Here is a 24,396-nt window from a genome sequence, read left to right on the forward strand (position 1 = left end):
AACTTCCTCACATGCTATCGAGACCAAACCGCTACTGCGGCCCTGCAGTCCCCTGACCTGAGTGACTGGCTGCCCGAAGACCACCTCGCCTGGTCCGTGATCAAGGGATCGAGCAGCTCCACCTCGATCCCTTCCACGCCGCCTGTCGCTCCGACAGGCACGGCCGGGCCGCCCGCGAGCCGAAGACGATGCTCACCCTGCTCGCTACTCCTACCGCGTCGGCGAGCGAAGCTCGCGCGGGATCGAGCGCCGCTGCCGCGAGAACGTCGCCTTCCGGGTGATCTGCGCAAACCAGGCCCCCGACCACGCGACGATCGCCCGCTTCCGGGTCCGCCACCAGGAGGCCCTCGCTGGCCTCTGCGGCCGGGTGCTCGACCTCCGCGCCGAGGCTGGCCCGGTCAGGTGGCGGGTGCTCGCCGTCGACGGCTCGAAGTTCGAGGCCTCGGCCGCCAACCACGCCAGCCGTAGCTACGAGCAGATCGCGAAGGAGATCCTCGCGGAGGCGGGCCAGATCGACGCCGCCGAGGACGAGCTCCACGGCGATGCGTCACCCGGTACGACAAGACCCCGGACAGCTACCTCGCCAGCCGCCACGTGCGCGCCTCGATGATCTGACTCAAAGACCTCACCCGGACCGGATGATGATCGCGACTCGATACGCGCCCTGGTTTCCGCGGGGTCTCAAAGGCTGACCGCGTCACTCGGACCAGGGACCGGCCAGGGTCACGACGCCTCCGGTGCGGGATTCGAGGTGTTCGTGCAGAGCGTGGTTCTCGTGGTGACGTGCGGCGACGACCGTGGCAGCCGCGAGCGGATGCCGGGCCGGTAGGCCCCGGTTCATCGGTTCGTTCTGCCGACACAGGTAAGACCGCAGGGCAGGGCGGTCAACAAGGTGGCCGTCCCGGGCGCTTCCGCGCGATCAGAACGTCCTCGGCCGGCTGCTCGGATCGGAGTCCGCGACGATGACTTCTCCGTCCGCGGTCACACCGGTCTCGCCCCGGGCGACGAACCGCATGATGTACCCGGTGCGCACCGCACCAGTCACCGCGCTGACCGCACCGGCGGAGTAGAGGATCGACCCTGGCCCCGTCAGGGCCGCGAAACCGAGAACAGCGGCAATCAGCACGTGGAACGCAAGATTGGCGACGAGCAGCGGCCGGCCCGAATCCGTCTTGGGCAGTCGGAGCCGTTCCCACGTCGTACGCGGCGTAGTGAGCGGATGCGGATTGAACAGGGAGTCGCCCACAGGCTGGATCAGAGGCACGGGAGCCGATCCAATCATCCCGAGCACCCTTCGGACAATTGCCTTTGACGCTCCGTTCGCTGTGAACCGACCAAGGTCCAGTTGCGAGGTCACGCGGAGGGCACCGCCCCTGCGGCGCAACCCACCCGCCGGGCGCCGGGCGTGCTCGGCCCGTATCCGCCTCGAGTCTGCGGTGACGTGCCTCGCACGTGGCCCCCCACTGTCCACCCCCGTCCCTTGCGGTCCCGGTGGCAGAGGTGGGCGGCGGCCGCCCGGGCGGCGCGTCCATTCGTCGTTGACCCGCCAACCGTCGTCGACGTTCTACGATCCGGCAACCCAGCCCGGGGCGGTCGGCAGTACTTCTTCTGCGATCCGGAACAGTGCGGCATCGTCCGGGACCACGTCGTCCTGGCGCCGGACACGAGGCGGTCGACGCCCTCCCACACAGCGCCCCGATCGAGGTAGTCATCCGGCTCCTGTTCAATCGTCCAGGATGCGGGCTCGCCGTTGAGCAGGAAGTTCAGGCGCCCGAGTGCGTTCCCGGCCGGCACGAGCTCGGTGTCGGAGACCTTGACCGCTCCCCCCGACAATGCCGCCGCCTCCTCCAGGAGGTCCCGATAGGCGTCCTCCGCGAAGTCGACGCCCGCGCACCCGCCCTCGGCACAAGACCCGCCGCGCGAAGCTCAACGTCGACCAGCTCGGACAGCTCACCGCTTTCGGGGCGACCTGGTAGGGCCCGACCCAAGCCGGCTTGCCAACCGGCCGCCCCGAATCACAGGAACGGGATTCCGTTCGAAGACGAACCACCGCCGTGTCTGTGAGTATTCGACCAACTACCAGTGGTAGCTTCCAGCTGCCGCCCAGTCAGGGTGGCACTCTCAGCCCACCATTCGAAGGAGTGACCCATGACCCAGGTCAGCGCGACCGCCGCAGAGACCAAGAAGGCCATGGCCAGGGAGTCCGCGGCGACGAAGACCTGGCGCCACGTCATCCAGCCGGACGCGGACGCCGCAGCCAACTACCTCAACATCACCCCCGCCCAGGGACCCGGCGAGGCAACCATCACCACCCGGCCCGACGGACAGATCGACGTCATCTTCCTGCTGTGAGAGAAGGCCCCCGAACGTCTGCCGGTGCCGCGGCGCGCGCGTGTCGCGCTGCGGCACCGGCGTGAACAGCGGGCTGTCGGCGGCCGAGCCGACCCCCGGGGCGTGGACCAGGGGTTTCATGCCGCGAGGGAGGGTTTGGCCGAGGCGTGGCGTCACTGTTCGAAGTCGAGCGGGGTGAGGTGGCCGGGGCGCTGCGACGGCGACGGGCGTTGCAGTGGGTGAGCCGGCGGAAGACCTCGAGCCTGGTCCGGGCCACCGTCGCGAGCGGTATCCCGTGCAGCATGAAACCCACCTTCAGCGGCAGCACACACGCAGGCCTGACGGAGTACTACCGGATCACCCGGTGTAGCTGAACTCGTTGGACCCGGCGGTGGGGGTCAGGTAGCCGTTGGTCAGCACCCGGACGTTCACGGTCGAGGGCGCGATCGGGCTCTGGTCCGGCAGCGGGGCCCGCACGGTGATCTGGGTCGACGTCGCGGAAATGAGGTCGGCGGTCTTGTTCCCGAAGTACACGACGGGGTTTTCCGCGAAGCCCACGCCGTTGACGAGGACCTTCGTCTCGGCCGTTCCCGAGGCCGGGGAGATGTCGAGGACCACCGCCGGCTGCGGCCCGTCATAGGCGAACTGATTGAACAGCGAGGCCGAGGAGGTGCCCAGGATGCTGGTCACCTGGACGTCGACGACGCCCGTCCCTTCGGGCGCGAAACAGGTGATCTGCGTGCCGTCCCCGTTGACGGTGAACTTCTCACACGGGAGGGTGCCGAAGTCGACCACGGTCTCGGCCAGTTCGGGATCAGTACCGAAGCCGCTGCCGTGGATGGTGATTTCCGTACCGATGGGTCCGAACGTGGGGCTGAACGAGGTCACCACCGGTCCGGAGCTCACGGCGGGTGCCCCGATCTGTCCCAGGTACGTGGAATTGGCGTGCTGGAAGGCCACTTGGGCCATGAAGTCCTCCTCCGAACTCCGGGTCGCGTACGGGTCGTACGAACCGGGTGTCCCGTAGTCGGGGTTCAGGGTGTACGCATCGCCCGGCTGGACATACACGTTGGGCCCGGGGAGGGAGGCGATCGTCGAAATGAGCGCCTTCACGTAGAAGCTCGCCGCCGGTCCGGGGGTCGGGTACCAGTTCTTGGCGGCGGCGAGGCCCGCCCAGGCCTGCGGAATCAGGTCCCACACGTTGTAGCAGTGCTCGTTCGCGACCCACGGCAGAGAGTTGACGAAGTCGGCGAAGCCCTGATCGCCGGCCGTGGGCGCGGCGAAGGTCGACAGCGCGAACTGCGGTGTGTTGACCGGCCACTTCACCACCTTGAGGTACGGCGCGACCATGGTGGCGATGCAGCCGCCCAGGCTGTGACCGACGACGTAGACCGTCGGATTCGCGGGCGCCCGGCGGATCGCGCCGTCGAGCGCCTGCACCAGGTTGACGCCATTCGAGCTGACGGTGACGACCTGCGTGAACGCCGCCATGGCGCCCTTCGACACCGAGACGGGCTGCGGCGATCCGCAGCCGGTGAACGGCACGACGGTGCCAACGGAGAGGTCCTCGAGCATGTCGGTCGCGTTGTCGGCAACCGTGCCGCGGATGACCACGGCGAACTCGTTCGGGCCGGAGGTGTTCTTCACCAGGTACACCAGGTTGGCGTTGTCCGGGCTCAGCCCGAGCCATAGCAGCTGCCAGTCGCCGCCCGTCGCGAGGGAGGGGTCCGACAGGTGGGCGTTGACGCCGAGCGTGATTCGCGCCGCCTGCTCCGAAAGGGTCTCCCCCGACGGACGCGGGGTCGCCGCGGTGGCCGCGATCGCGGCCAGAGTCATGGTCACCTTACGGGTGGTCGGATCCAACGACTGTACTGTCATGCTTGCTCCTCGGGTACTCGCCCAGTAGGTTCGTGGACAATCTATGAGCCGGGGCAGCTTCCTGATATCCGGTCGGCCATGCGGCGGAGCCGGTTCAGGCTTTCGGCCCAACGCGGCCGCTCAGCCGGCCGCCGTCGCGGACTCGGCGAAGCTCTCGAGGAAGACCGGCAGGTCGGCCGGCTCGAGGAGGTCGCGGACGAACTCGCCGACTTCCGGGGCGAGTCGCAGACGGTCAAGGTTGGCCACGCCACCCGGGCAGCGCCAGTCGGCGCGGTCGGCGGCGCCACCTCCCCCACCACCGCATCGACTGGCCGTGTCGCTCACCCGGCGGGAGCCGCCACAACCTCACGCTGCTCCGTTCAGACCGGGCTGCGCCGTGGGACGCCCGCCGCAGCGAGAGCGGCTGCGGCGGCGGAGGTTGCGGCGAGCAGAACGAACAGCGGGTGGTAGCCGCCGAGCAAAGGGGCGATGGCTGCGGCAGCCCACGGGGCGAGTGCGCCGGCGATCGAGGCGGGGGCGGAGAGCAGACCGCTGAGCCTGCCGTAGGCGGTGGTGCCCCAGCGATCGGTGATGGCGGTGGCTTGCAGGAGGGTGAGGTTGCCGCGGACGGTTCCGGCGAGGACCGCGATGCCGATGAGCAGGGCGGTGGGGCCGGGGACCGCGGCGAGGAGGGCTGTGGTGGTACCGCTGGCGGCGATCAGGATCGTGGTGCGGGTGGTGACTCCGGTACGGCGGGCGAGCGTGCTGTAGAGGGTACGGCCCAAGGTCTGGCCGAGGCCGCCCAGGCCGAGTGCCCAGGCCGCCGTCGTGGGAGTGACGCCTCGTTCGATGAGGAGGGGGATGAGGCTGAAGACGACGGCGTACATCGCGAAGCCGGACAGGGTGAACGCGGCGGCGAGCATGAGGAACGGGCGTGTTCGTACCGGGCTCACGTCGGCCGCCTCGTGGCCGGCCTTGGGAGGGCATGCCAGCGGCCATGGGTGGCGCAGGGTCAGGGCGTGCAGGGGGATGGTGACGGCCGCCAGTGTCGCCGCGAGCACGAGATAGGTGGTGCGCCAGCTCAGGTGGTCGGCGAGGGCGGCGGTGATGGGGGCGAAGACGGTGGAGGCGAGGCCGCCGGCCAGGGTGACGGTGGTGAGTGCGCGGACGTGGCGGGGCTGGTGCCAGCGCGTGAGGGCGGCGAAGGCGGGCTGGTAGAAGGTGGCGGCCATCGCGGTGCCCGCAAGCAGCCAGGCCGCGAAGAACATCGGCAGGTTCGGGGCGAGTGCGGCGCCGAGGAGCGCGGTGCTGCCCGCGATGGAACCGGCGGTCATCACGGTGCGCGGGCCGTGCCGGTCGACGGTCCGGCCGACCGGGATGCCGGCGACGGCGGAGACGAGCAGGGCTGCGGTGAAGGCGGCGGTCGTCGCAGGGGCGGACCAGCCGGTGTCGCCGGTGATGCGAGGGGTGAGGACGGGGAAGGCGTAGTAGAGGATGCCCCAGCCGGTGATCTGGGTGAGGCAGAGGGCGGGCAGAGCGGCGCGGGGCCGCGACCGGTCCCCCGTTCCGGTCGCGGCCCCGCTGATCTGAGTGGCGGTCACCGGGCCGGTCAGCAGCCGCCGGTGGTGGAGCAGGAGTCCTGCGGGGCGGCGCCGAGGGTGATGAGCTGCGGTGCGGCCGGCACCGAGCAGCAGCCGCCGCCGTCGGTCTGCTCGACGTCGGGCTGGTCGAACAGGCCCGCGCCGCCACACACGCCGGTTTCGGGCAGCGTCAGCTCGACGCGGGCGGCGGCCTCGTGGTCGCCGGCCAGGGCGGCGGCGACGGAACGTACCTGCTCGTAGCCGGTCATGGCCAGGAACGTCGGTGCGCGGCCGTAGGACTTCATGCCGACCAGGTACACGTCGCTCTCGGGGTGGGAGAGCTCGGCGGCGCCGTGCGGGTAGACGGTGCCGCAGGAGTGCTGGTTGGGGTCGATCAGCGGGGCGAGAGCGACGGGGGCCTGCAGGCGCTCGTCGAGGCCGAGGCGGACCTCGGACAGGAACGACAGGTCCGGGCGCAGGCCGGTGAGCACGACGACCTCGTCCAGCGGTTCGCTTCGGCGGCCGTCCTCCGAGAGCAGGACCAGCTGGCCGTCGGCCTGTTCGACGCCGGCGGTGCGGAAGCCGGTGAGGGCGCTGGCGTGACCGCCGTCGACGGCTGCCTTGGCACGCAGGCCGAGCGCGCCGCGGGCGGGGAGCTGGTCGGCCTCGCCGCCGCCGTAGGTCGAGCCGGTGAGGCCGCGCCGCAGCACCCAGACCGCGTGCGTGCCGGGTTCCTCCTTCGCCAGGTCGGCGAGGTACGCGAGGGCGGTGAACGCGGAGGCTCCGGTGCCGACGACGGCGGTGCGGCGCCCTGCGTAGCGGGCACGGACAGCGGGGTCCTTCAGGTCGGGGATGCGGTAGGAGATGCGCCCGTTCGCCGCGTGCTCGCCGAGGGCGGGCAGGCCGTCTGCGCCGAGCGGGTTGGGGGTGGACCAGGTGCCGGAGGCGTCGATGACGGCGCGGGCCACGATGCGCTCCTCCCCTCCGTCGGCGGTGGTGAGATGGACGGTGAAGGGCTGCTCGTCGCGGCCGGAGTCGGCGATCCGACCGCGTCCGGCGCGGGCGACGCCGGTGACCCGGGTGTTGTAGCGGACGCGGTCGCCGAGGACGTCGGCGAGCGGCTGCAGATACTGGTCGGCCCAGTCGCCGCCGGACGGGTAGGCCGTGCCGTCGGGGCGGATCCAGCCGGTGGGGGCGAGGAGCTTCTCGGCGGCCGGGTCGACAACCTCGGCCCAGGGCGAGAACAGCCGGACGTGGCTCCACTCACGCACTGCGGTCCCGGCGGTGGGGCCGGCCTCCAGCACGAGCGGCTCCAGGCCCTGCTCGATCAGGTGCGCGGCGGCGGCGAGCCCGATGGGACCGGCGCCGACCACGACGATCGGCAGGAACTGGGCGGTGGTGTTCTCGCTCATCACGGTTCTCCGGGTGGTTCGGGTGAAGGGGCGGGCGGGCGGTCGTGCGAGGGGCCGGTTCAGCAGCAGCCGGCGCCGGCGGCAACGGCCTCGCCCTTGGCGGCCGGGTCGCAGCAGGCGCCGGACGCGGCTGCGTCCTTCGCGGTGCCGCAGCACGGGGCGGCGGCAGGGACGGACACCTCAGCCGGTGCGGGGGCCTCGGCAGCGGCCGTACCGCAACAACCGGCAGCGGACGTCGAGGACGCGGGGGTGGTGGACTCGGACAAGGCTGTCTCCTCGGGGAGGAAGGGCACTGGTCAGCGATCCGGGAGCCTGCCCCCGGCCGTTGATTCGACGTTTGTCGATGTGCTTCGAGCTTGCTCCATCACATCGATGGATGTCAACATAGACGCATGTCGAATCTGGAACTGGTGGAACTGCCGGTCATCGAGCCCGAGATCGTGCCGTGCTGCCCGCCGGTCACCTCGGCCGCCCTGTCCGAGGCCGACGCGGTCAAGATGGCGGCGATGTTCAAGGCACTGTCGGACCCGGTGCGGCTGCGGCTCTTCTCCCGGGTCGCCTCGCACGAGGGCGGCGAGGCGTGCGTGTGCGACATCCAGGACGTCGGCGTCTCCCAGCCCACCGTCTCCCACCACCTCAAGAAACTCCGCGAGGCCGGCCTGTTGACCAGCGAGCGGCGCGGCACCTGGGTTTACTACCGCGTCGCTCCCGAGGTGCTCGCCGCCATGGCCGGCCTGCTCTCCACCGCCCACTGACCCGTTCCGGCCGCGATCCACCTCGGGGCTGTCGGAGGTGCCGTTCATCGACTATCGTCGATGAACGATGAACGAGACAGACTCCGCCCGGCCCGTGATGGACGCGCAGGCCGCCGAGACGTACGCGGCGTGGTTCAAGGCTCTGGCCGACCCCACCCGCATTCAGGTGCTTCACCTGCTCGCGACCGCTGGCCGGCCGATGAGTGTGGGCGAGATCGTGGAACGGTCGCCGGTGGGGCAGTCCACCGTCTCGCACCACCTGAGGGTCCTCGCCGAGGTCCGCTTCGTGCTGCCCGAGCGGCAGGGAACGTCCACGCGCTACGCGGTCAACCGCACATGCCTGACGGTCTTCCCGGCCGCCGTGCGGGCGATCCTCGGCGAAGCCCCGGCCTCACCGGATGCGGGAGAGTGCCGTGCGCGGTGACTTCGCGGTGACCCGGATGACGGCGGACCACGCCGAGCAGGTGCTGGCGGTCTACCAGGCCGGGATCGACGAGGGCAACGCCACCTTCGAGACCACCACCCCGACATGGGAAGCATTCGATGCGGCCAAGTTGGCCGGCCACCGGTTCGTCGCCCTCGACCGGGACGCGACGGTACTGGGCTGGGTGGCAGCCAGCGGGGTCTCCGACCGGTGCGCGTACGCAGGCGTGGTCGAGCACTCCGTCTACGTCCGCCCCGCCGCCCGGGGCCGGGGCGTCGGGCGCCGACTGCTGGAGGCGCTGATCGCCTCGACCGAGGAGGCCGGGATCTGGACGATTCAGTCCGGCGTGTTCCCGGAGAACACCGCCAGCCTCGCCCTCCACGAGCGGGCCGGGTTCCGCGTGATCGGCACCCGCGAGCGGATCGGCCGCCACCACGGCACCTGGCGGGACGTCCTGCTGATCGAGCGCCGCAGTCCGGTCGTCGGCTGATGTCCCGGCGGGCCGGTGCGCAAGGCGATCGGACGGAGCGAGCCGCCGCCTGTCCGGACCGGTGCGTTGGCAGAGTCCAGTCCGGCGCGCCGCAGGTAGTACCCGGCGGCGAGACCGGCCTGGCCCGCGCCGACGACGAGTACTGGGTACGCCGGACCTCGCTCACTTCGAACCGGCCGCGGCGTTGGTGCGGCGGCGGTGGTCGAAGACCAGCGCGACCATCGCCAGGCCGACGATCCCGCCGAGCAGCTGCACGCCGATGAATCCGGGGACCGACCCGGGCGCGATGCCGGCGAAGGTGTCGGTGAACGCGCGGCCGATGGTGACGGCCGGGTTGGCGAAGGACGTGGAGGAGGTGAACCAGTACGCGGCGCCGATGTAGGAGGCGACCGCGACGGGGGCGAACCGCAGGTGGCCGGTCTTGGCGAGGCCGAAGATCAGCAGGACCAGGCCGGCGGTGGCGACGACCTCGCCCAGCAGCAGGTGCCCTGCGGAGCGGTCGTGGGTCGACCACTTCACCAGTGCCTCGCCGAACATCGCGTCCGCCAGGATCGCCCCGCCGATCGCGCCTGCGATCTGCGCCGGGATGTACGCGGCAACCTCGCGCGGACCCAGGCCCTTGGGGTCCTTACGGCCGGTCCACCACTCGGCCAGCGTCACGACCGGGTTGAAGTGCGCGCCCGAAACCGGGCCGAGCAGCAGAATCAGCACGCCGAGGCCGAACACTGTGGCCAGGGAGTTGGCCAGCAGCTGCAGGCCGACGTCCTGGCTGAGCTCGGTCGCCTGGATGCCGGAGCCGACCACGATCGCGACCAGGGCGGCCGTGCCGACCAGCTCGGCCGCCACCCTGTTCGGCAGCGGGATCGCCGGCGGCTCGGCGGCCAGCGGCTCCGCCCCGGTGTTCTCGGGTCTGGCCTCGTCTATGGCGCTCATCAGGGCACTCCTGGGCAGGTGCAGGGGCGGGGTGGGCCGCCGGGTTCGGGCTGGGTGGTTCAGCAGGACCGCTTGCGGCTGGCCGCAGCGGCTTCGCGGGCGGTGGCGGCCAGCCCGGCGAACTCCGCGGCAACGGCCTCCAGGGCGTCGGCGCGGAGCTTGTAATACGTGAAGCGGCCACAAGGCTCGGTGTCGACCAGCCCGGCGTCGCGCAGGATCTTCAGGTGGTTCGACAGGTTCGTCTGCCGGGCGCCGGTCTCCTCGACCAGATGCGTCGTGCACAGCGCCTCGCCGGCGAGCAGCGTGATGATCTGCATCCGGAGCGGGTCGGCAAGAGCCTTCATTACGTCACTGTCGACTGATGTCACCATGGGCTGATACGTTACCCGTGTCAGGCCCGCGAAGCGAGCCCCCTTCCTCGCGGCCGCCACCGGGGACACCTGGGCGTCCTTGCACCACGACCCTCCCCCGGCCTCCGGCCGGGGGTGCCCCCAGCCCCGAAGGACTGGACAGCCAGATGACCAATCACCCGCCACCGGCGCCGGATCCGAGACTCCCGGCGGGCGCCGCCCGCCTGGCCCTGCGCCATGACGGCACCTTCGCCCCCGAGACCTCCGCGTCCGGCCCACACCCGGGCGCGACCGTCCGCACAACCGAAGGAACCTCCACGATGACCACCGCGCCGACCGGCTCCGTACTGTTCGTCTGCATCCACAACGCCGGCCGCTCCCAGATGGCCGCCGGTTTCCTGCGCCACCTCGCCGGCGACCGCGTCGAGGTCCGCTCGGCCGGCTCGATCCCCGGCGATCAGATCAACCCCTCCGCGGTCGCCGCGATGGCCGAGCTCGGTATCGACATCTCCGACCAGAAGCCGAAGATCCTCACCACCGAGGCCGTCCAGGCGTCCGACTACGTCATCACCATGGGCTGCGGCGACGCCTGCCCGTACTTCCCCGGCAAGACGTACCTGGACTGGAAGCTGGAGGACCCTGCGGGCCAGGGCGTCGAGGCGGTCCGCCCGATCCGCGACGAGATCAGGTCCCTGATCGAGGGCCTGATCGCCGAGATCGACGCCAAGGCCGGGCAGGCGAGCTGACATCTTCACGCCCGCCACCGAGGAGGCCGGCGCCGACGTGCGCGAGGCCGTCGTCGGCTCGGGCCGCACCGGGTACGCCGCCCGCGCCTGGCTGAAGCCACTGCCTTTCGACAACCCTTGTCGGTGGCTCGCGGTGGGCGGGCGCCGCCCCGGGTGGGGCGGGGCAGCACATCGGCGGGCTGATCGTCGGGGCACCCGGTCTGCCCGTCATCCCCACCATGACGTGTGCGCACACGGGCACCCGGGATCAGACCTACGATGTCCGAATGGACACGAGCACGCCGGTCGCAGATGCAGACCACTCGCACCAGCATTCCAGCGGCGGGCGCCTCGACGTCGCCGCGTCCGTTCTCGCGCTGCTCGCCGACCGCACCCGGCTCGCCCTCATGGAGCGCCTCGGCCGCGGCGAGGCGGACGTCACCACCCTGGTCGAGGCCACCGGCGCCGCCCGCCCCTCGGTCAGCCAGCACCTGGCCAAGCTCCGCCTCGCCGGGCTGGTCACCACCCGCAAGGACGGCCGTCGCGTCGTCTACTCCCTGCGCCACGGCCACCTGCGCCGCCTGGTCGACGAGGCCCTGAACGTCGCCGACCACCAGATCGGCTCGCTCCCTCCCCACAACTGATCGGGCACCGCACCGGTCTGCCCATCGGCGGCAGCGACAGCCCTCCAACACGTGCGCGAGTATGCACATGTTGATTACGATGGGACGGTCACCCACCGACGAGCCGGGGACGGGCCCATGCTTGCCGTACTGCACAACCGCACCTACCGACACCTGTTCACCGCCCAGGTCGTCGCGCTGGTCGGCACCGGGCTGGCGACGGTGGCGCTCACCCTGCTGGCGTACGACATCGCCGGGGCGGAGGCGGGCGCGGTGCTGGGCACCGCGCTGGCGATCAAGATGGTCGCGTACGTGGCGATCGCGCCGGTCGCGGGCGCGCTCGCCGACCGCGTTCCCCGGCGGGCGCTGCTGGTGGCGATGGACCTGGCCCGCGCGGGTGTCGCGCTCGCGCTGCCGTTCGTCGACCAGGTGTGGCAGATCTACCTGGTGGTGTTCGTGTTGCAGGCCGCCTCGGCCGCGTTCACACCGACGTTCCAGGCGACCATCCCCCGGGTGCTGCCCGCCGAGCGTGACTACACGAACGCCCTGTCGCTCTCCCGCCTCGCCTACGACCTGGAGTCACTGTTCAGCCCGGCGCTGGCCGCACTGCTGCTGACCGCGGTGTCCTACAACTGGCTGTTCGCCGGCACGACCGTCGGCTTCCTGGCCTCCGCCGCCCTGGTCGTCTCCGCCGTCCTGCCGAAGGCGCCACCGGTGGAGCGCACCGGCGGCGCGTACGCGAAGGCGGCGTTCGGCTCCCGGCTGTTCTGGGCGACGCCCAGGCTCCGGGCACTGCTGGCGCTCGACCTCGCGGTCGCCGCAGCCGGGGCCATCGTGTTCGTGAACACGGTCGTGGTGGTCCGCGAGCACTTCCGCCACCCCGCCGGCGACGTCTCGCTCGCACTCGGCGCCTACGGTGCGGGCTCCGTGCTGGCCGCGCTGCTGCTGCCCCGCCTGCTGTCGAGAGTGGGCGACCGGGCGGTGATGCTGACTGCGGCCCTCGCCCTGCCCGCCGTGCTCACCGCCGTCGCCGCGGTGACCGCCGCCGCCCCGGGCGGGTGGGCGTGGGCCGCGCTGCTGGCGGCGTGGGCTCTGGTCGGCGCGGCCAGTTCGGCGGCGCTGACGCCGGGCGGACGGGTGATCCGCCGCTCGGCTGCCGACGCGGACCTGCCCGCCGCGTTCGCCGCCCAGTTCTCGCTCTCGCACGCATGCTGGCTGCTGACGTATCCACTCGCCGGCTGGCTCGCCGCCGGCACGGGCCTGCCTGCCACCGCCGTGATCCTGGGCGTCGTCGCGTTCGCCGCAGCCATCGGCGCGGTCGCCCTGTGGCCGCGCCGCGATCCGGATGCGTTGCAGCACGAGCACACCGACCTGCCGGCCGGCCACCCCCACCTCGCCGACGCCCACCGGTTCCGGGCCGGAGGCTGGAGCCACGACCACCACTACGTCATCGACCAGCACCACCACGCCTGGCCGCGCTCGGCCCGCAGCGGGGCTGCCGCACACTGACCTCTTCGGCCGGCTGTCAGGCCGCCCCGGTGTCCGAGGACCGCGCGCGTCCACGTAGCCGGCGGCGGACGGCGACGCCCGCGGCAAGATGGCAGACCAGGCCGACCGGCACGGCGAGCAGCGGGATCCTGGTGCCCAGCCACAGATGGAGCGCGAGCCCGCCGAGGACGAGGACGGCGGCTCCGACGCGCAGGGCGCGGTTCGTCCGCAGGATCGCGGTCATGCGGCGGGCCCCGCCTTGACGGCCTGCACGTAGTGGATCCACGGGTGGAGGTCGCCCGTGCGCACCTCGGTGAAGCCGGCCTGCTCGACGAGCGGCCTCAGCAGGTGGACGGGGTTGCGTTCCATGACGGGTCCGGTGACGGCGCCCACGAGGTGGCGGGCGACGGAGTTGGTCGGCGGGCGGAAGTCGGCGAGCAGCAGGCGGCCGCCGGGCCGGAGCGCGCGGCGCATCTCGGCGACGGCGCGGGCGCGGACGTCCTCGGGGAGGTGGTGGAGCATCAGGCTGCTCGCCACGACGTCGAACTCGCCGTCGGCGGCCGGGAGGTTCTCGGCGATTCCGTCGGTGAAGGTGCAGTGGGTGCGGCCATTGGCGCGGCGTCGGGCGTGGGCGAGGACGTCGGCGGACGGGTCGACGCCGATCACGCTGCCGGCCGATGTGACGACGTCCGCGAGGCGCAGCGTGAGGTAGCCGGTGCCGCAGCCGACGTCCAGGGCGCGGTCGCCGGGCCGGGCGCCGGTCAGCTCGGCGAGGCGGGTGAAGACATGGCGGCGACGGCCGCCGAAGAGCACGGTGCCGAACGCCTCGTAGGCGCGTCCGTGGCGGATGGTCTGCCCACCGGTGCGGGAGTCCGCCGTGCCGTGCAGAAAGCGTGCGAGTTCCATGCCTGGACCTTTCTTAGTGGCGACTAAGTAGCGCTTAACTTAGTCGCCACTAAGTTTTCTGGCAAGGGGCGGATAGGATGCCGGTATGCCCGCCTCTCAGCCCGCCCAGAAGCCCCGGCGCCCGCGCCTGAGCGCGGAGGACCGCCGGGCGTCGATCCTCGACGCGGCCACCGAGGTCTTCTCCGAAGTCGGCTACCAGCGCGGCAAGATGTCCGAGGTCGCCCGCCGGGTCGGGGTCAGCGAACCCGTCGTGTTCCAGAACTTCGGCTCCAAGGCCGCCGTCTTCGCCGCCGTCCTCGACCATGCGGCCGAACGCATGTCCACCGGCATGCGCGAATGGGCCGGCCGCTCCCCCAGCGTCGGCGCCTGGCTCGGCGAACTCCTCGCACCCGAACACCTCGCCCACGTGCACGCCCGCGGCACCCTCGGCGTGCTCTTCGAGGACGCCATGACCCTCACCACCGAACCCGCGGTTCTCGAATCAGCCCGCCGCGGTAACCAGGCCCTGGCCCGGACCCTCGCCGACCTGCTCGAACGAGGCCAGGCCGACGGCAGCATCCGGCCCGACCTCGAACCCGCCGCCGGAGCGTGGTGGCTGATCTCCCTTCTCGCCTCCCAGAACTTCCGACGCACCGTCGCACCCGACCCCGCACACTCCGACGCCGCGCTCGGCGCCCTGACGATGCGACTGCTGGCGGTCGACGCCACGAACTGATCCAGCGCGGCATCAGGTGGCACTCGACCACTGGACGCCCCGACACTCCGCCCCGTGCCGTGCTCGGCGGACCTGCGGACGCCGCCCAGCTCGAACCCGCCGCCTGACGCGACGTCCCCTCCGGCCCCGTTCGGAGGATCTCGCCGTGGCCCGCACCTCGTCCTCGGCGCAGCGGCCGGTCCTCACCGCGGGCGCGCGCCACCCGGCGTGCCGGCTGGGCTTCAGCGTGCAGCCCGCCCCACTGTCCGGCGGCGGAGATTGCGGCGCACATCTTAAAAGATGGCGATCATATTCATGCGGTATGCCAAATCAACTTCGATCATCCCGTGCACTCAATGGGATGGATGTGCCATTGCTTGGTGCATCCTGCACGTGCCGGTAGGGTCAAATGGGCGTATGAGATGGGCTTCAATCAGTACCCTGGTCGCCTGCTGTGTCGGCGCCTCGATCCTCGTCCTCGTCCTCATGGTTCGATACATTCCTCAGCGCTGGCGCGAGGGATCCACTCTGAACGATGGCGTCGAACATTTTTCGACCCTTAATAGGACATTGTTCAGCTTCATTCTGGCCCTCTCGATCGTCTCCGCCAGCGCGAGTCTGAGCAAAGCCGCCGACGAGGTCAGCAATGAAGGTGCAAGCCTCGTCAACCTCTACTGGGCGACACGGCCTCTGCCGGAGACCTCACGAGCAGAGGTCCGCGACTTGACTCGCCAGTACACGGTCGCGGTGATCAACGACGAGTGGCCGGCCATGGCCGAGGGCGGGACCAGCGCACGGGCGCAGGAGCTGTACGACGAACTGCGGCGCGTACTGCAGGACACGGCGGGCGATTCCAAGCAGGAGCAGACTTTCGCGCGGGACTCACTCCTGGCCCTCAGAGAGGTCGGGGACGCTCGGCGCGCGCGGATACTGGCGGTCTCCCAGGAAGTCCCCAACTACCTCTGGGTCGGCCTGATCCTGTCCGCAGTCCTTCTGGTGGCCACCTCCGCGCTCCAGATCAACACCCTGACGTGGCCAGGATTCGTCGGAATCGGCGGCCTGGCACTGTTGCTGTCCGGCGTTCTGACCTTGTTGTCAGCCATGAACCACCCCTTCAGCGGGGGAATCCACGTCGAGCCCGACGCGCTGAAATTCGCGCTGCATCGTTACTCCATCATCTGACCGAGTTCGCAAACCCAAACCTGCATCCACACCACCGAGCTGACGTGCCGTCAATTCCGGTGCGACACCAGTGCGTCCACATACGCCCGTCATGCTGCCGTCCAGGCCGTCCTGCCCCTCATCCGACAGGCAGGACGGCCTGGTGCTACGCGGACGCGTTCGGCGGAGCCGGGTGGCCCTGGTCGCGGCGGACCCGCGCGGAGTGGGGCACAGCACGCCGATCCGCTGCGGTGAAGCGCTCAAGGGCGGCGGAGGCGGGCGCCGGGGACCCCGGCCATCGCAGCTGGCGATCTGCGCCTACGAGGCCGGGTGGGTCGTGCCGCCGTCCGCGTGGGCGTCCTCCAGCGCCTGGATGTCGATCTTCCTCATCTGCAGCATCGCCCGCATCACCCGCTCGGCCCTGACCGGGTCCGGGTCGCCGAGCAGTTCCATCAGCCGCCGGGGGGTGATCTGCCAGGACAGCCCGTACCGGTCCTTCAGCCAACCGCAGTCGCTCTCCTGTCCGCCCTCGGTGAGAGCGGCCCACAGCCGGTCGACCTCCGCCTGGTCGCCGCAGTTGACCTGGAGCGAGATCGCCTCGGTGAACGGGAACAGCGGCCCACCGTTGAGTGCGACGTAGCGCTGCCCGGCGAGCTCGAACGCCACCGTCATCACCGAACCCGCCTCGCCGGGGCCCGCCTCCCCATACCTCTTCACCTCGACGATCCGGGAGTCCGGAAACAGCGAGGTGTAGAACCGCGCCGCCTCCTCGGCCTGGTCGTCGAACCACAGGAAGGTGGTGATCTTCTGCTCCGGCACGGCTTCCTCCCGCTCCTCGAATCTCCCCGACGACCGTATGCCGCGCGGTCCACGCAAGCACCGCAGCCACGCTGCACCGCGCCGAACCAACGCCCTGCAGGACCAGCGCGACCTCGGCGAGCAGGGCCGCCGCATGGTGGCGTCGTCCGCAAGGACGCCAAGGGGATCGTCGACATCGGGACCTGCTGGCTGCCCGAGCAGCTGCAGTTCCCGCGCTCCGCACCGGCCTTCGGAGCCGCACCCGCCAGGATCAGGCCGGACTACTGCGCCGGCTCCGTCACCAGGACGAGCGGCGGCCACACCTTCGTGATCCCGTGGATCGGGTCGTCGAACGTCATGTGCGACAGCCTCAACCACGTCTACGGGAAGGCACCGTCCTAGCGCGGTTCGCTGTCCGGGCTGGTCAGATGCCGTGTCCTGCGTGTGGTCAGCTGACGTGGCGCCAGGGGCTGGTTGCGCGCGGAGGCCATCCGAGAGGGGGGTGCGGCGCCGGTCACGGCAGCGTCGGGCGACGGCCTGGCGTCTGCGCCTCCAGAGGCGAGGCAAGCGGGACCGCCCGCCGCTGGCACCGTGAAAGCAGGGCAGCCCGGCGGCTTAAGGAAGCGGCGCACAGCGGACGAGTCGGCGCACGGCGGCGGTGCGGCCCGGACGAGCGCCACTGTGACCAGGGCTACGCCGACACCGGTGGGACGCGGTGCCCGTCCCACCGCGTTAGAAGGTCATGGACCGCACAACGACGACGGGCCCGGCGCCCACCGAGCCGCCGGCCTTCCTCGACTTTGCTGCGGCGAGGGGGCATCACCTGGTCAGAACGGCCTTCCTGCTGACCGGCGGTGACGCCCACCTCGCCGAGGACCTCGCCCAGGAGGCGTTCGGCCGGCTGTTCGGGAGGTGGCGGAAGGTCTCGCGGATGGCGAACCCCGCCGGCTACGCGCAGACCGTTCTGGTCAACGCCTTCCTGTCGCACCGCCGTCGGCGAAGCAGCAGTGAGCACGTGACGGACACCTTCGCCGAGACGGCACAGACCGCACCGGACCCGGCGCTGCGGGTGACGCTCCTGCGGGCGCTGGGCGAACTGCCCCCGCCGGACCGGGCGGTGCTGGTGCTTCGGTACTGGGAGGACCGCAGCGTGGAGGAGACCGCGGCGGTGCTGCGGCTGAGTCCCAGCACGGTGCGTTCGCGCAGCAGTCGGGCGCTGACCCGGATGCGGGCCCTGCTCGGCGACGAGCTCGACGAGCTCGTCCACCCCTGACCGACACCCGGGCAGTACGAGAGGAAGCGGAGTACCAGGATGCCCTTCGAGGAGAACTTCAGTGTCGCGCTGCGGTCGGCAGCCGACCAGGCGCCCGGGCCGGACGTCGTCGCCCTGGCGAAGAGCGGGGCCCGCAGGGAGCAGAAGCGCCGGCGCCGACGGGCCGCCGTGCTGGCCGGGGCCGCGGTGGTGGCCGCGGCGGCACTGGCGTTCAGTGGAGTACCGGTCCTGCGCGGTGACCCCGTGGTGGCCGCGCAGCCCTGGCCGGCGGTCAGCGGTGAGTACATGCGCGACACCCTGCTCGCCCTGCTGCCGAGCGGCCGGACCACCACCGCGCTGGGCTTCACGGGCAGCGAGAGCAACGTCAAGTCGGCCCCGTCGGCCGTCGTCGGCATCGAGACGGCGCTCGGCGGGGGGCAGATCACGCTCACCGTCGACCGCCTCGCGGTGCCGCTGACCGACTCCGCTTTCGGGACGCGCTGCCAGGACCCGTTCGAGCGCGCGACCGAGAGCTGCAGCCGCACCGTCCGTCCGGACGGTGCGGTGCTGATGGTCAACGTGCTGTCGCCGGAGCAGCAGGGCATGTCGAAAACGATGGTGGTGGCCTACACCCGACCGGACGGGCGGCAGGTGCGGCTGTCCACCTACAATCCGGACGGGCGGCCGGAGCCCCCGATCACCGCTGAGCAGGCGACCGCGGTCGTGCTCAGCAACGCGTGGGACGCCGCCTTCGAAGGCGTGCGGGTCACCAATGCGCCACGGCCGGGGGTGCCGACCCCGGACGCGTCCTCGCTGCTCGGCACAGCGACCGGACTGCTGCCGGCCGGTGCGGTGGCCGAGCCCGGGGACGGGCCCGTCACGCCCGGCAGCACCAGGCTTCGGATCACCTTCGAGGGCCGCACGAGCTGGCTGTCGGTCACCGTGGAACCACGCTGGCAGCAGGGCGCACACGACGACCCGCGGGGGGTGTTCGAGTCGGGCCACGGCCCGGAACTGTCGCACTCCGCGGACGGCACCGCCGTGGTCGCCATCACCGAGCGGGAGTCGAAGACCACGGACGGCCCGATCGTGCAGTGGGGCGCAGACGCGCTCCACCCGAACGGAACCAGAGTGACCGTCACGGAGTGGAACGGCCCCGACGGCCGTACCTTCCTCCCCGGAACACCCGCCCTGGACCTCGACAGGTTGAACGCCCTCGCCTCCGCCCCGGCCTGGCGCACCTGACCCGGGCCATGAGCGGCCGGCCTGACGGTGATCGCAGCGGCAGAGTGGCGGCGCCGGCCCGGGCCGGAACCAGCGAGCCGGCGGGCGGCGGCCCGGGCCGACCGGGTGGCCCGACGCGCCCGGTGCCCGGGCCGCGCGCGTCAACTCGCGCGCCGGTCCGCCACCTGATGCGCTCTTCCCCATCATCCGCGCCGCGGGCACGATGGCTCCGGGCCGGCACACGCATCGTGACGGCCCGCCGAGTGGGAGGGGATTCGTGATGGGTGAGCACGAGAAGCCGGCACCGGACCCGGGGCAGGGCGCCCCGCCGCCCGGGAACGCGGACGGGCAGGTGCCGCCGCCACCGCCAAGCGACGGCAAGCACCGCAAGTAGGCCCGGCGATGACGACCACCGACACCCTCGACCTCGACGCACACCGCGACCACCTCACCCGCGTGATGGCGGACCGCGGGGGGTGGCCCGAGCGCGCGCCCTGGATCCGCGACGCGGTCGCCGCTCTGCCCCGGGACCTCTTCGCGCCCGAACGGCTGTGGCGGTGGGACGGGCACACGTGGATGCCGGTCGACCGGGCCACCGACCCCCAGGGCTGGGCGCAGCAGCTGTACGGCAGTCCCGACGGCGCGGCGACCACCCAGCTCACCGACGGCCTGCCGACCTCCAGCCTGTCGTGCCAGGCCGTGGTGGTGGACATGGCCGACTGCCTGCTGCTGGAGCCCGGGCAGCGGGTGCTGGAACTGGGCACCGGCCAGGGATGGAACGCCGCGCTGCTCGCCCACCGTGCGGGCCCCGGCCGGGTGACCTCGGTGGAGTTCGACCCGCGTCTGGCCGCCGCAGCCTTGGCGCGGCTGCGCGCGGTGGGCCTGGACGTGCGGGTGGAGGTCGGCGACGGCGACGCCGGCCGGCCGGCCGGAGCGCCGTACGAGCGGGTGGTCGCCACGTACGCGGTGGAGCGGATCCCGTGGGCTTGGGTGGAGCAGACCGTTCCGGGTGGACGGATCGTCACACCGTGGGGGCGGCTCGGCCACGTCGCGCTGACCGTCGCCGACGACGGGAGGTCCGCGAGCGGCTGGATGCAGGGCCTGGGCCAGTTCATGCCCACCCGCTCACCCGGCCCCGCCGCGGGCGAAGGCCCGGGACCGGCGGGATTCGCGGAGGTCCGCGGCCGTACCGGTCCCGCCCACCACGGCGAAACCGGCCGCGACCTCACGGCCCTCACCGACTGGTGGCAGCTCGCCTTCGCGGTGCGCGTCGCCCTGCCCGACGTCCGGGTGACGACCGCGGTCGACGGCGACGGCACCAGCGCCTGGCTCACCGACGGCCGCAGCTCCTGGGCGTCGTTCTCCGCCCGCCCCGGCGGCGGCGCGTGGGTGCACGAGGGCGGGCCCCGCCGGCTCGCCACGGAGTTGGAGACCACCTGGACGCAGTGGGAGCGGATCGGATGCCCGGGGGTGTACGACTACGGCATCACCGTCGACCAGGACGGGCAGTACACCTGGGCGCTCGACCCCGGCACCGGGCCACGCTGGCCCACCCCGTAACCACGACCCACACGGCGGCGGGCGAGGACGCCGGGCGCCTCTCCGTGTCGCGCGAGGTCTTGAAGCCCTCCGGCGAGCGGCCGACGAAAATCCGTGCCGTGCCTGCCCGAGCAGGAGCAAAATCGCCCCATGGCAGACATGCGAGCGTTCCGAGATGCGGTCACCAGCTGGGCGGCGGGCCACCCCGGCGGGCCGGCGAGTGAGCTGGCCGTTCGACTGCGTGTGCGTACCGCGGTGCTGCTGGAAGGGCCGAGCGACCTCGCGGCCGTCGAGACGCTGGCCGCACGCCACGGCCGGGACCTGCCCGCCGAAGGGGTGTGCGTCGTACCCATGGGCGGAGCGATGAACATCAGCCGCTACGCCGGCCTCCTCGGGCCACCGGGACTGGGCCTGCGCCTCGCCGGACTGTGCGACGAGAACGAGCAGAGCTTCTACGACCGCGGTCTCGAGCGGGCTCGCGCGCCACGCCAAGGGTTCTTCGTCTGTGTGACGGACCTGGAGGACGAACTCATCCGCGCGCTGGGCGTGACACAGGTCGAGGAGATCGTCGAGGCTGAGGGCGACCTACCGGCCTGGCAGACCTTCCTGCGCCAACCCGCACACCAGGGCCGGCCCCCGGAGCGGCAGATGCGACGCTTCCTCGGGACGAAGAAGGGCCGCAAGATCCGCTACGGCCGCCTCCTGGCCGAGGCCCTCGACTCCGAGCAGGTGCCTGCTCCCCTCCACAATCTGCTCGCGAGCCTCTGACCGAAGGCCGATCGAGGTCAGCAGCAGCGGCTGCAGCCAGGGCTGCCAGTGGATCCCGGTTTGAGAGATCGACTGAGCAGTTCGGCTGGTGGCCGACGCTTCATCCACGCTCGCGGAGGTACGCATCCAGCTCTGCGGCCCCGGTCAGCATCGCCCGCCCGCGGGCGGACAGCCGGCCGCGCCAGTCGTGCAGGGCGGCTTCCAGCGGCTCCAGCCCGCCCGCCGCCCGCACCTGGGCGATCAGCGGGGCGATCTGCTCCAGCAGGTAACCGCCCCGCCTGAGTTGGTGGGCCAGCCGGGCGTCCCGCACGTCGGCCTCGTCGTAGACGCGGTACCCGGTCTGCGGGTCACGCTGCGGGCGCACCAGTCCGGCGTGCTCCCACTTGCGCAGCGTCGCGGGCCGGATTCCGAGCTTCCCTGCCAGCGGCCCGATGAACGTACCTCCGGGCCCGGACACCGCGGCCGGCTCGGACCCCACACCGGGGTCGGACGCCGTGGTGGGCGCCAGGTCGCGGAGGGCGCTCTCCACGGCCTGAAGCGTCCGCCGGTCGTCGAGGAGCTGGGCGTGGCTCTCGTCGATCAGGCGGAACGCCTCGTCGACCGCGTCCCGGTTGACGGCCTGCATGATCGACATCGCCGTCCGGTGGCCGTGGCCTGGCACCAGGGCGAGGAACGCGCGCAGGGCCCCAGCGTGCAGCGGGGTATAGGCGCGGTAGCCGCTGGGCGTGCGAGCGGCGGCCGGAAGGATGCCGGTCTCCTCGTAGTTCCTGACCGCCTGCGTGGACAGACCGTGCACGCGCGCCAGATCGACCGGCCTGAGTCGCTCGCCGTTTTGAAGGTTTCGCCCCATGGGCCCCACGATATAGCGGGCAAGTTTCCACCGAAGGTTCAACGATACCGTTGAAGGCATGGCTACCGACATCACGGACACCGCCCACGCCGTCGAGGCTGCCGCCGTCATGAGGCTGCTCCCGGCCCGGCCTCGGGTGCTCGCCCTGGGCGAGCCCACTCACGGCGAGGACACACTGCTCGACCTGCGCAACGAGCTCTTCCGGCAGCTTGTCGAGCAGGAGGGCTACCGGACGATCGCGATCGAGAGCGACTGCATGATGGGCCTGGTCGTGGACGACTACGTCACTTCCGGCACGGGAACTCTCGACGAGGTCATGGCGCACGGATTCAGCCACGGCTGGGGCGTCTCCGCGGCCAACCGCGAGCTCGTGAGCTGGATGCGCGCCTACAACGACGGCCGGCCCGCGCCCGAGCGGCTCCGCTTCGCCGGTATCGACGGCCCGCTGGAGATCACCGGTGCCGCGAGCCCCCGGCAGTCCCTGATCGAACTCCATTGCTACCTCGCCGCCAGGGTGGACGCGGACCTGTTCCCCTGCACCGAAGAGACGCTCGACCGCCTGCTCGGCGCCGACGACCGGTGGGCCGATCCCGCCGCGATGACGGACCCGGCCCAGTCCGTGGGGCAGTCGGCCGAGGCCGGTCAGCTGCGGCTGCTCGCCGACGATCTGGTGGCGCTGCTCGACGCGCAGACACCACACCTGATCACGGCGACCTCGCGAGAGGGCTGGGACCGGGCCCGCCTGTACGGGCGCACCGCGACCGGCCTGCTGCGCTACCACCACTGGATGGCTGACACCTCACCGGCCCGCATGACCCGGCTGGTGGGCGTGCGGGACCAGATGATGGCCCACAACCTCCTCGCCCTCGCCGCCCGGGGCCCGGCACTCGTCCACGCCCACAACTCCCATCTCCAGCGGGAGAAGAGCACGATGCGGATGGGCGGGACGCCGCTGGAGTGGTGGAGCGCCGGTGCGCTGGTGAGCGCCCGGCTCGGCGAGGGGTACGCCTTCGTGGCCACGGCCCTCGGCACCATCCGGCACCAGGGCGTGGACACGCCGCCGCCGGACACCGTCGAAGGACTCCTCTACACGTTCCCGGAGGACCGCTGCGTCGTCGACGCCCGCCGGCTGGCCACCGCCCTCGGCGACCCGCGGCCCGCGGCCCGGGTATCCCCCTGGTTCGGCTACTCCCCCCTCGACCCGGCCCACTTGGCGGACAGCGACGGCATCGTGTTCGTCAGGGATGTCCCGCAGAGCTGATGCCACCACCGGCAGGCCGGCCTGCCGGGGGCCCGGAGGCGCGGGAGGCGTCCCGGCCGTCAACGGCGAGCGTGGCATTGGGAGTCGACGGCCCGACCGCTGACGGAGCAGCAGGCCGGGCCGGACCAGGCGCGACAGCACACCGCCCCTGCCCACGACCGTGCGGCGGAGCGGACCCTAGCGGGTCTCGATCTCGACCGACTCGATGAGGACGTCGTTGACCGGGCGGTCGGTGCGGGGGTTGGTTTCGGCGGTGGCGATGGCGTCCACCACCTTCTTGCCCGCGTCATCGGCGACCTCGCCGAAGATCCACATTCCCGCTGGGACTGAGGCCATGTCAGGTGTCAGCCTCCCCGCCGAACAACATCCCCCTCGGTGTCCGGCGCGGTGGGCTGAACGGTGCTCGTCACAGCAACGGCACGGGCTTCGGGTGGTGCTGCCGGGGCGGCGGCGCCCGGTCGGGGCGCTCGGGCGGTTCGACGAGCGGCGGCGCGGCGGCGCGGCGGCGCGGCGGGACATCGTCGAGGCGGTCGGGCTGCGGAGCTCGGGGCCGCCCCGCGGGTGTCTCCCAGGTGTCCGGCGCCCGGTCAGCGTTCCCGGGTCGGGCGCCGCCACCATCGGCGGGTCCGCCCCGGTTCGGCCGACGGCCACACCTGCCGGGGCCGGGTCGCCTGCGGCGCCACGGGCAGGACGTCGCCGAGAAGCGCCGGAAGGTCCGAGCCGGGCACCTCCCGCCAGCCGCTGAAGTCCGCGGTGACGTACGAGCCGAGCGGCTGTCCACGACCCGTCTCGTCACTCGTGCACCGCCAGCCGAACGCCACGCCGTCGGCCTCCTGCGATACCGCGAAACCCTCCGGAGCACGGCCGACGTACGCCACCACGAAGACCCCCAGTTCCGAGGGCCGCCCGTCCCGAGAATGCCGGTACACCGCCCCGGCCGCGAAGAAGTCCATCACCCACCGCCTCTCCAGGGTC

Annotated in this window: 27 protein-coding genes and 1 pseudogene; 15 read left to right on the top strand and 13 right to left on the bottom strand. The window is 71.8% G+C overall.

Annotated features, from left to right (window positions below):
- The first annotated feature begins 142 nt into the window (after positions 1 to 142).
- Positions 143 to 610 (top strand): transposase, encoded by a 468-nt coding sequence (locus tag OG871_RS01995; protein WP_371503194.1) that lies wholly within the window; start codon positions 143 to 145, stop codon positions 608 to 610.
- A gap of 309 nt (positions 611 to 919) precedes the next feature.
- On the opposite strand, the gene OG871_RS02000 is transcribed toward OG871_RS01995, so the two are convergent.
- Positions 920 to 1,264 carry a hypothetical protein gene (locus OG871_RS02000; protein ID WP_371493795.1) on the bottom strand — a complete coding sequence of 115 codons (345 nt, stop codon included), beginning with the start codon at positions 1,262 to 1,264 and terminating at the stop codon, positions 920 to 922.
- Between the two features lie 884 nt (positions 1,265 to 2,148).
- Between OG871_RS02000 and OG871_RS02005 the strand changes: the two genes are divergently transcribed.
- On the top strand, positions 2,149 to 2,352 hold the full coding sequence (locus OG871_RS02005) for a hypothetical protein (protein WP_371493796.1): 204 nt from the start codon (positions 2,149 to 2,151) through the stop codon (positions 2,350 to 2,352).
- A gap of 336 nt (positions 2,353 to 2,688) precedes the next feature.
- On the opposite strand, the gene OG871_RS02010 is transcribed toward OG871_RS02005, so the two are convergent.
- From OG871_RS02010 to OG871_RS02025, 4 genes are all read right to left on the bottom strand, one after another.
- Entirely contained in the window at positions 2,689 to 4,320 is a 1,632-nt protein-coding gene (locus tag OG871_RS02010) for an IPT/TIG domain-containing protein (protein ID WP_371493798.1), read from the bottom strand.
- A gap of 9 nt (positions 4,321 to 4,329) precedes the next feature.
- Positions 4,330 to 4,455, bottom strand: coding sequence for a hypothetical protein (locus OG871_RS02015; RefSeq protein WP_371493800.1), 126 nt, complete (start codon positions 4,453 to 4,455; stop codon positions 4,330 to 4,332).
- A gap of 113 nt (positions 4,456 to 4,568) precedes the next feature.
- The gene (locus OG871_RS02020; protein ID WP_371493801.1) at positions 4,569 to 5,789 is read right to left on the bottom strand and encodes an MFS transporter; all 1,221 of its coding nucleotides are present in this window, start codon (positions 5,787 to 5,789) and stop codon (positions 4,569 to 4,571) included.
- Between the two features lie 8 nt (positions 5,790 to 5,797).
- On the bottom strand, positions 5,798 to 7,180 hold the full coding sequence (locus tag OG871_RS02025) for an NAD(P)-binding domain-containing protein (protein ID WP_371493802.1): 1,383 nt from the start codon (positions 7,178 to 7,180) through the stop codon (positions 5,798 to 5,800).
- 392 nt (positions 7,181 to 7,572) lie between these two features.
- On the opposite strand from OG871_RS02025, the gene OG871_RS02030 reads away from it, so the two are divergent.
- From OG871_RS02030 to OG871_RS02040, 3 genes are all read left to right on the top strand, one after another.
- Positions 7,573 to 7,935: an ArsR/SmtB family transcription factor gene (locus tag OG871_RS02030; RefSeq protein WP_371493803.1), complete on the top strand. Its 363-nt coding sequence runs from the start codon at positions 7,573 to 7,575 to the stop codon at positions 7,933 to 7,935.
- 67 nt (positions 7,936 to 8,002) lie between these two features.
- Positions 8,003 to 8,359 (top strand): ArsR/SmtB family transcription factor, encoded by a 357-nt coding sequence (locus tag OG871_RS02035; protein WP_371493804.1) that lies wholly within the window; start codon positions 8,003 to 8,005, stop codon positions 8,357 to 8,359.
- A 16-nt stretch (positions 8,360 to 8,375) separates the two neighbouring features.
- The gene (locus tag OG871_RS02040; RefSeq protein WP_371503195.1) at positions 8,376 to 8,849 is read left to right on the top strand and encodes an N-acetyltransferase family protein; all 474 of its coding nucleotides are present in this window, start codon (positions 8,376 to 8,378) and stop codon (positions 8,847 to 8,849) included.
- 162 nt (positions 8,850 to 9,011) lie between these two features.
- Here OG871_RS02040 and OG871_RS02045 read toward each other — a convergent pair whose 3' ends face one another.
- Both OG871_RS02045 and OG871_RS02050 read right to left on the bottom strand, forming a co-directional pair.
- Positions 9,012 to 9,782 (bottom strand): aquaporin, encoded by a 771-nt coding sequence (locus OG871_RS02045; protein ID WP_371493805.1) that lies wholly within the window; start codon positions 9,780 to 9,782, stop codon positions 9,012 to 9,014.
- Between the two features lie 59 nt (positions 9,783 to 9,841).
- Entirely contained in the window at positions 9,842 to 10,153 is a 312-nt protein-coding gene (locus OG871_RS02050) for an ArsR/SmtB family transcription factor (protein ID WP_371493806.1), read from the bottom strand.
- Positions 10,154 to 10,452: 299 nt separating this feature from the next.
- Between OG871_RS02050 and OG871_RS02055 the strand changes: the two genes are divergently transcribed.
- From OG871_RS02055 to OG871_RS02065, 3 genes are all read left to right on the top strand, one after another.
- Complete coding sequence (locus OG871_RS02055) at positions 10,453 to 10,878, top strand: arsenate reductase ArsC (protein WP_371503196.1); 426 nt, start codon at positions 10,453 to 10,455, stop codon at positions 10,876 to 10,878.
- A 266-nt stretch (positions 10,879 to 11,144) separates the two neighbouring features.
- Positions 11,145 to 11,501: an ArsR/SmtB family transcription factor gene (locus tag OG871_RS02060; RefSeq protein ID WP_371493807.1), complete on the top strand. Its 357-nt coding sequence runs from the start codon at positions 11,145 to 11,147 to the stop codon at positions 11,499 to 11,501.
- Between the two features lie 117 nt (positions 11,502 to 11,618).
- Positions 11,619 to 12,989, top strand: coding sequence for an MFS transporter (locus tag OG871_RS02065; protein ID WP_371493809.1), 1,371 nt, complete (start codon positions 11,619 to 11,621; stop codon positions 12,987 to 12,989).
- A gap of 16 nt (positions 12,990 to 13,005) precedes the next feature.
- Here OG871_RS02065 and OG871_RS02070 read toward each other — a convergent pair whose 3' ends face one another.
- Together OG871_RS02070 and OG871_RS02075 are read right to left on the bottom strand one after the other, a co-directional pair.
- The gene (locus OG871_RS02070) at positions 13,006 to 13,212 is read right to left on the bottom strand and encodes a hypothetical protein (RefSeq protein ID WP_371493810.1); all 207 of its coding nucleotides are present in this window, start codon (positions 13,210 to 13,212) and stop codon (positions 13,006 to 13,008) included.
- Entirely contained in the window at positions 13,209 to 13,874 is a 666-nt protein-coding gene (locus tag OG871_RS02075) for a class I SAM-dependent methyltransferase (protein WP_371493811.1), read from the bottom strand. The genes OG871_RS02070 and OG871_RS02075 overlap by 4 nt, the downstream gene beginning before the upstream one ends.
- An 85-nt stretch (positions 13,875 to 13,959) precedes the next feature.
- Between OG871_RS02075 and OG871_RS02080 the strand changes: the two genes are divergently transcribed.
- On the top strand, positions 13,960 to 14,589 hold the full coding sequence (locus OG871_RS02080; protein ID WP_371493812.1) for a TetR/AcrR family transcriptional regulator: 630 nt from the start codon (positions 13,960 to 13,962) through the stop codon (positions 14,587 to 14,589).
- 396 nt (positions 14,590 to 14,985) lie between these two features.
- Entirely contained in the window at positions 14,986 to 15,750 is a 765-nt protein-coding gene (locus tag OG871_RS02085; protein WP_371493814.1) for a hypothetical protein, read from the top strand.
- A 297-nt stretch (positions 15,751 to 16,047) separates the two neighbouring features.
- Here OG871_RS02085 and OG871_RS02090 read toward each other — a convergent pair whose 3' ends face one another.
- A complete protein-coding gene (locus tag OG871_RS02090; protein ID WP_371493815.1) occupies positions 16,048 to 16,548 on the bottom strand; it encodes a VOC family protein in 501 nt (166 codons plus the stop codon).
- 721 nt (positions 16,549 to 17,269) lie between these two features.
- Here OG871_RS02090 and OG871_RS02095 point away from each other — a divergent pair.
- From OG871_RS02095 to OG871_RS02110, 4 genes are all read left to right on the top strand, one after another.
- Positions 17,270 to 17,800: a SigE family RNA polymerase sigma factor gene (locus OG871_RS02095; RefSeq protein WP_371493816.1), complete on the top strand. Its 531-nt coding sequence runs from the start codon at positions 17,270 to 17,272 to the stop codon at positions 17,798 to 17,800.
- Between the two features lie 39 nt (positions 17,801 to 17,839).
- On the top strand, positions 17,840 to 19,024 hold the full coding sequence (locus tag OG871_RS02100) for a hypothetical protein (protein WP_371493817.1): 1,185 nt from the start codon (positions 17,840 to 17,842) through the stop codon (positions 19,022 to 19,024).
- 381 nt (positions 19,025 to 19,405) lie between these two features.
- Positions 19,406 to 20,563, top strand: a complete 1,158-nt coding sequence (locus OG871_RS02105; RefSeq protein WP_371493819.1) for a methyltransferase domain-containing protein — start codon at positions 19,406 to 19,408, stop codon at positions 20,561 to 20,563.
- Positions 20,564 to 20,692: 129 nt separating this feature from the next.
- Positions 20,693 to 21,310, top strand: a complete 618-nt coding sequence (locus OG871_RS02110) for a TOPRIM nucleotidyl transferase/hydrolase domain-containing protein (protein WP_371493820.1) — start codon at positions 20,693 to 20,695, stop codon at positions 21,308 to 21,310.
- 100 nt (positions 21,311 to 21,410) lie between these two features.
- On the opposite strand, the gene OG871_RS02115 is transcribed toward OG871_RS02110, so the two are convergent.
- The gene (locus OG871_RS02115; protein WP_371493822.1) at positions 21,411 to 22,160 is read right to left on the bottom strand and encodes a TioE family transcriptional regulator; all 750 of its coding nucleotides are present in this window, start codon (positions 22,158 to 22,160) and stop codon (positions 21,411 to 21,413) included.
- 58 nt (positions 22,161 to 22,218) lie between these two features.
- Here OG871_RS02115 and OG871_RS02120 point away from each other — a divergent pair, with 58 nt between their 5' ends.
- The gene (locus tag OG871_RS02120) at positions 22,219 to 23,421 is read left to right on the top strand and encodes an erythromycin esterase family protein (protein WP_371493823.1); all 1,203 of its coding nucleotides are present in this window, start codon (positions 22,219 to 22,221) and stop codon (positions 23,419 to 23,421) included.
- Positions 23,422 to 23,598: 177 nt separating this feature from the next.
- On the opposite strand, the pseudogene OG871_RS02125 reads toward OG871_RS02120, so the two are convergent.
- Positions 23,599 to 23,730, bottom strand: a pseudogene (locus OG871_RS02125) (peptidylprolyl isomerase); the annotation flags it as partial.
- A gap of 278 nt (positions 23,731 to 24,008) precedes the next feature.
- Positions 24,009 to 24,374, bottom strand: a complete 366-nt coding sequence (locus OG871_RS02130) for a hypothetical protein (RefSeq protein WP_371493825.1) — start codon at positions 24,372 to 24,374, stop codon at positions 24,009 to 24,011.
- Between the last annotated feature and the right edge of the window lie 22 nt (positions 24,375 to 24,396).

This window comes from Kitasatospora sp. NBC_00374, assembly GCF_041434935.1.
In the GTDB taxonomy this organism is placed as follows: Bacteria; Actinomycetota; Actinomycetes; order Streptomycetales; family Streptomycetaceae; genus Kitasatospora.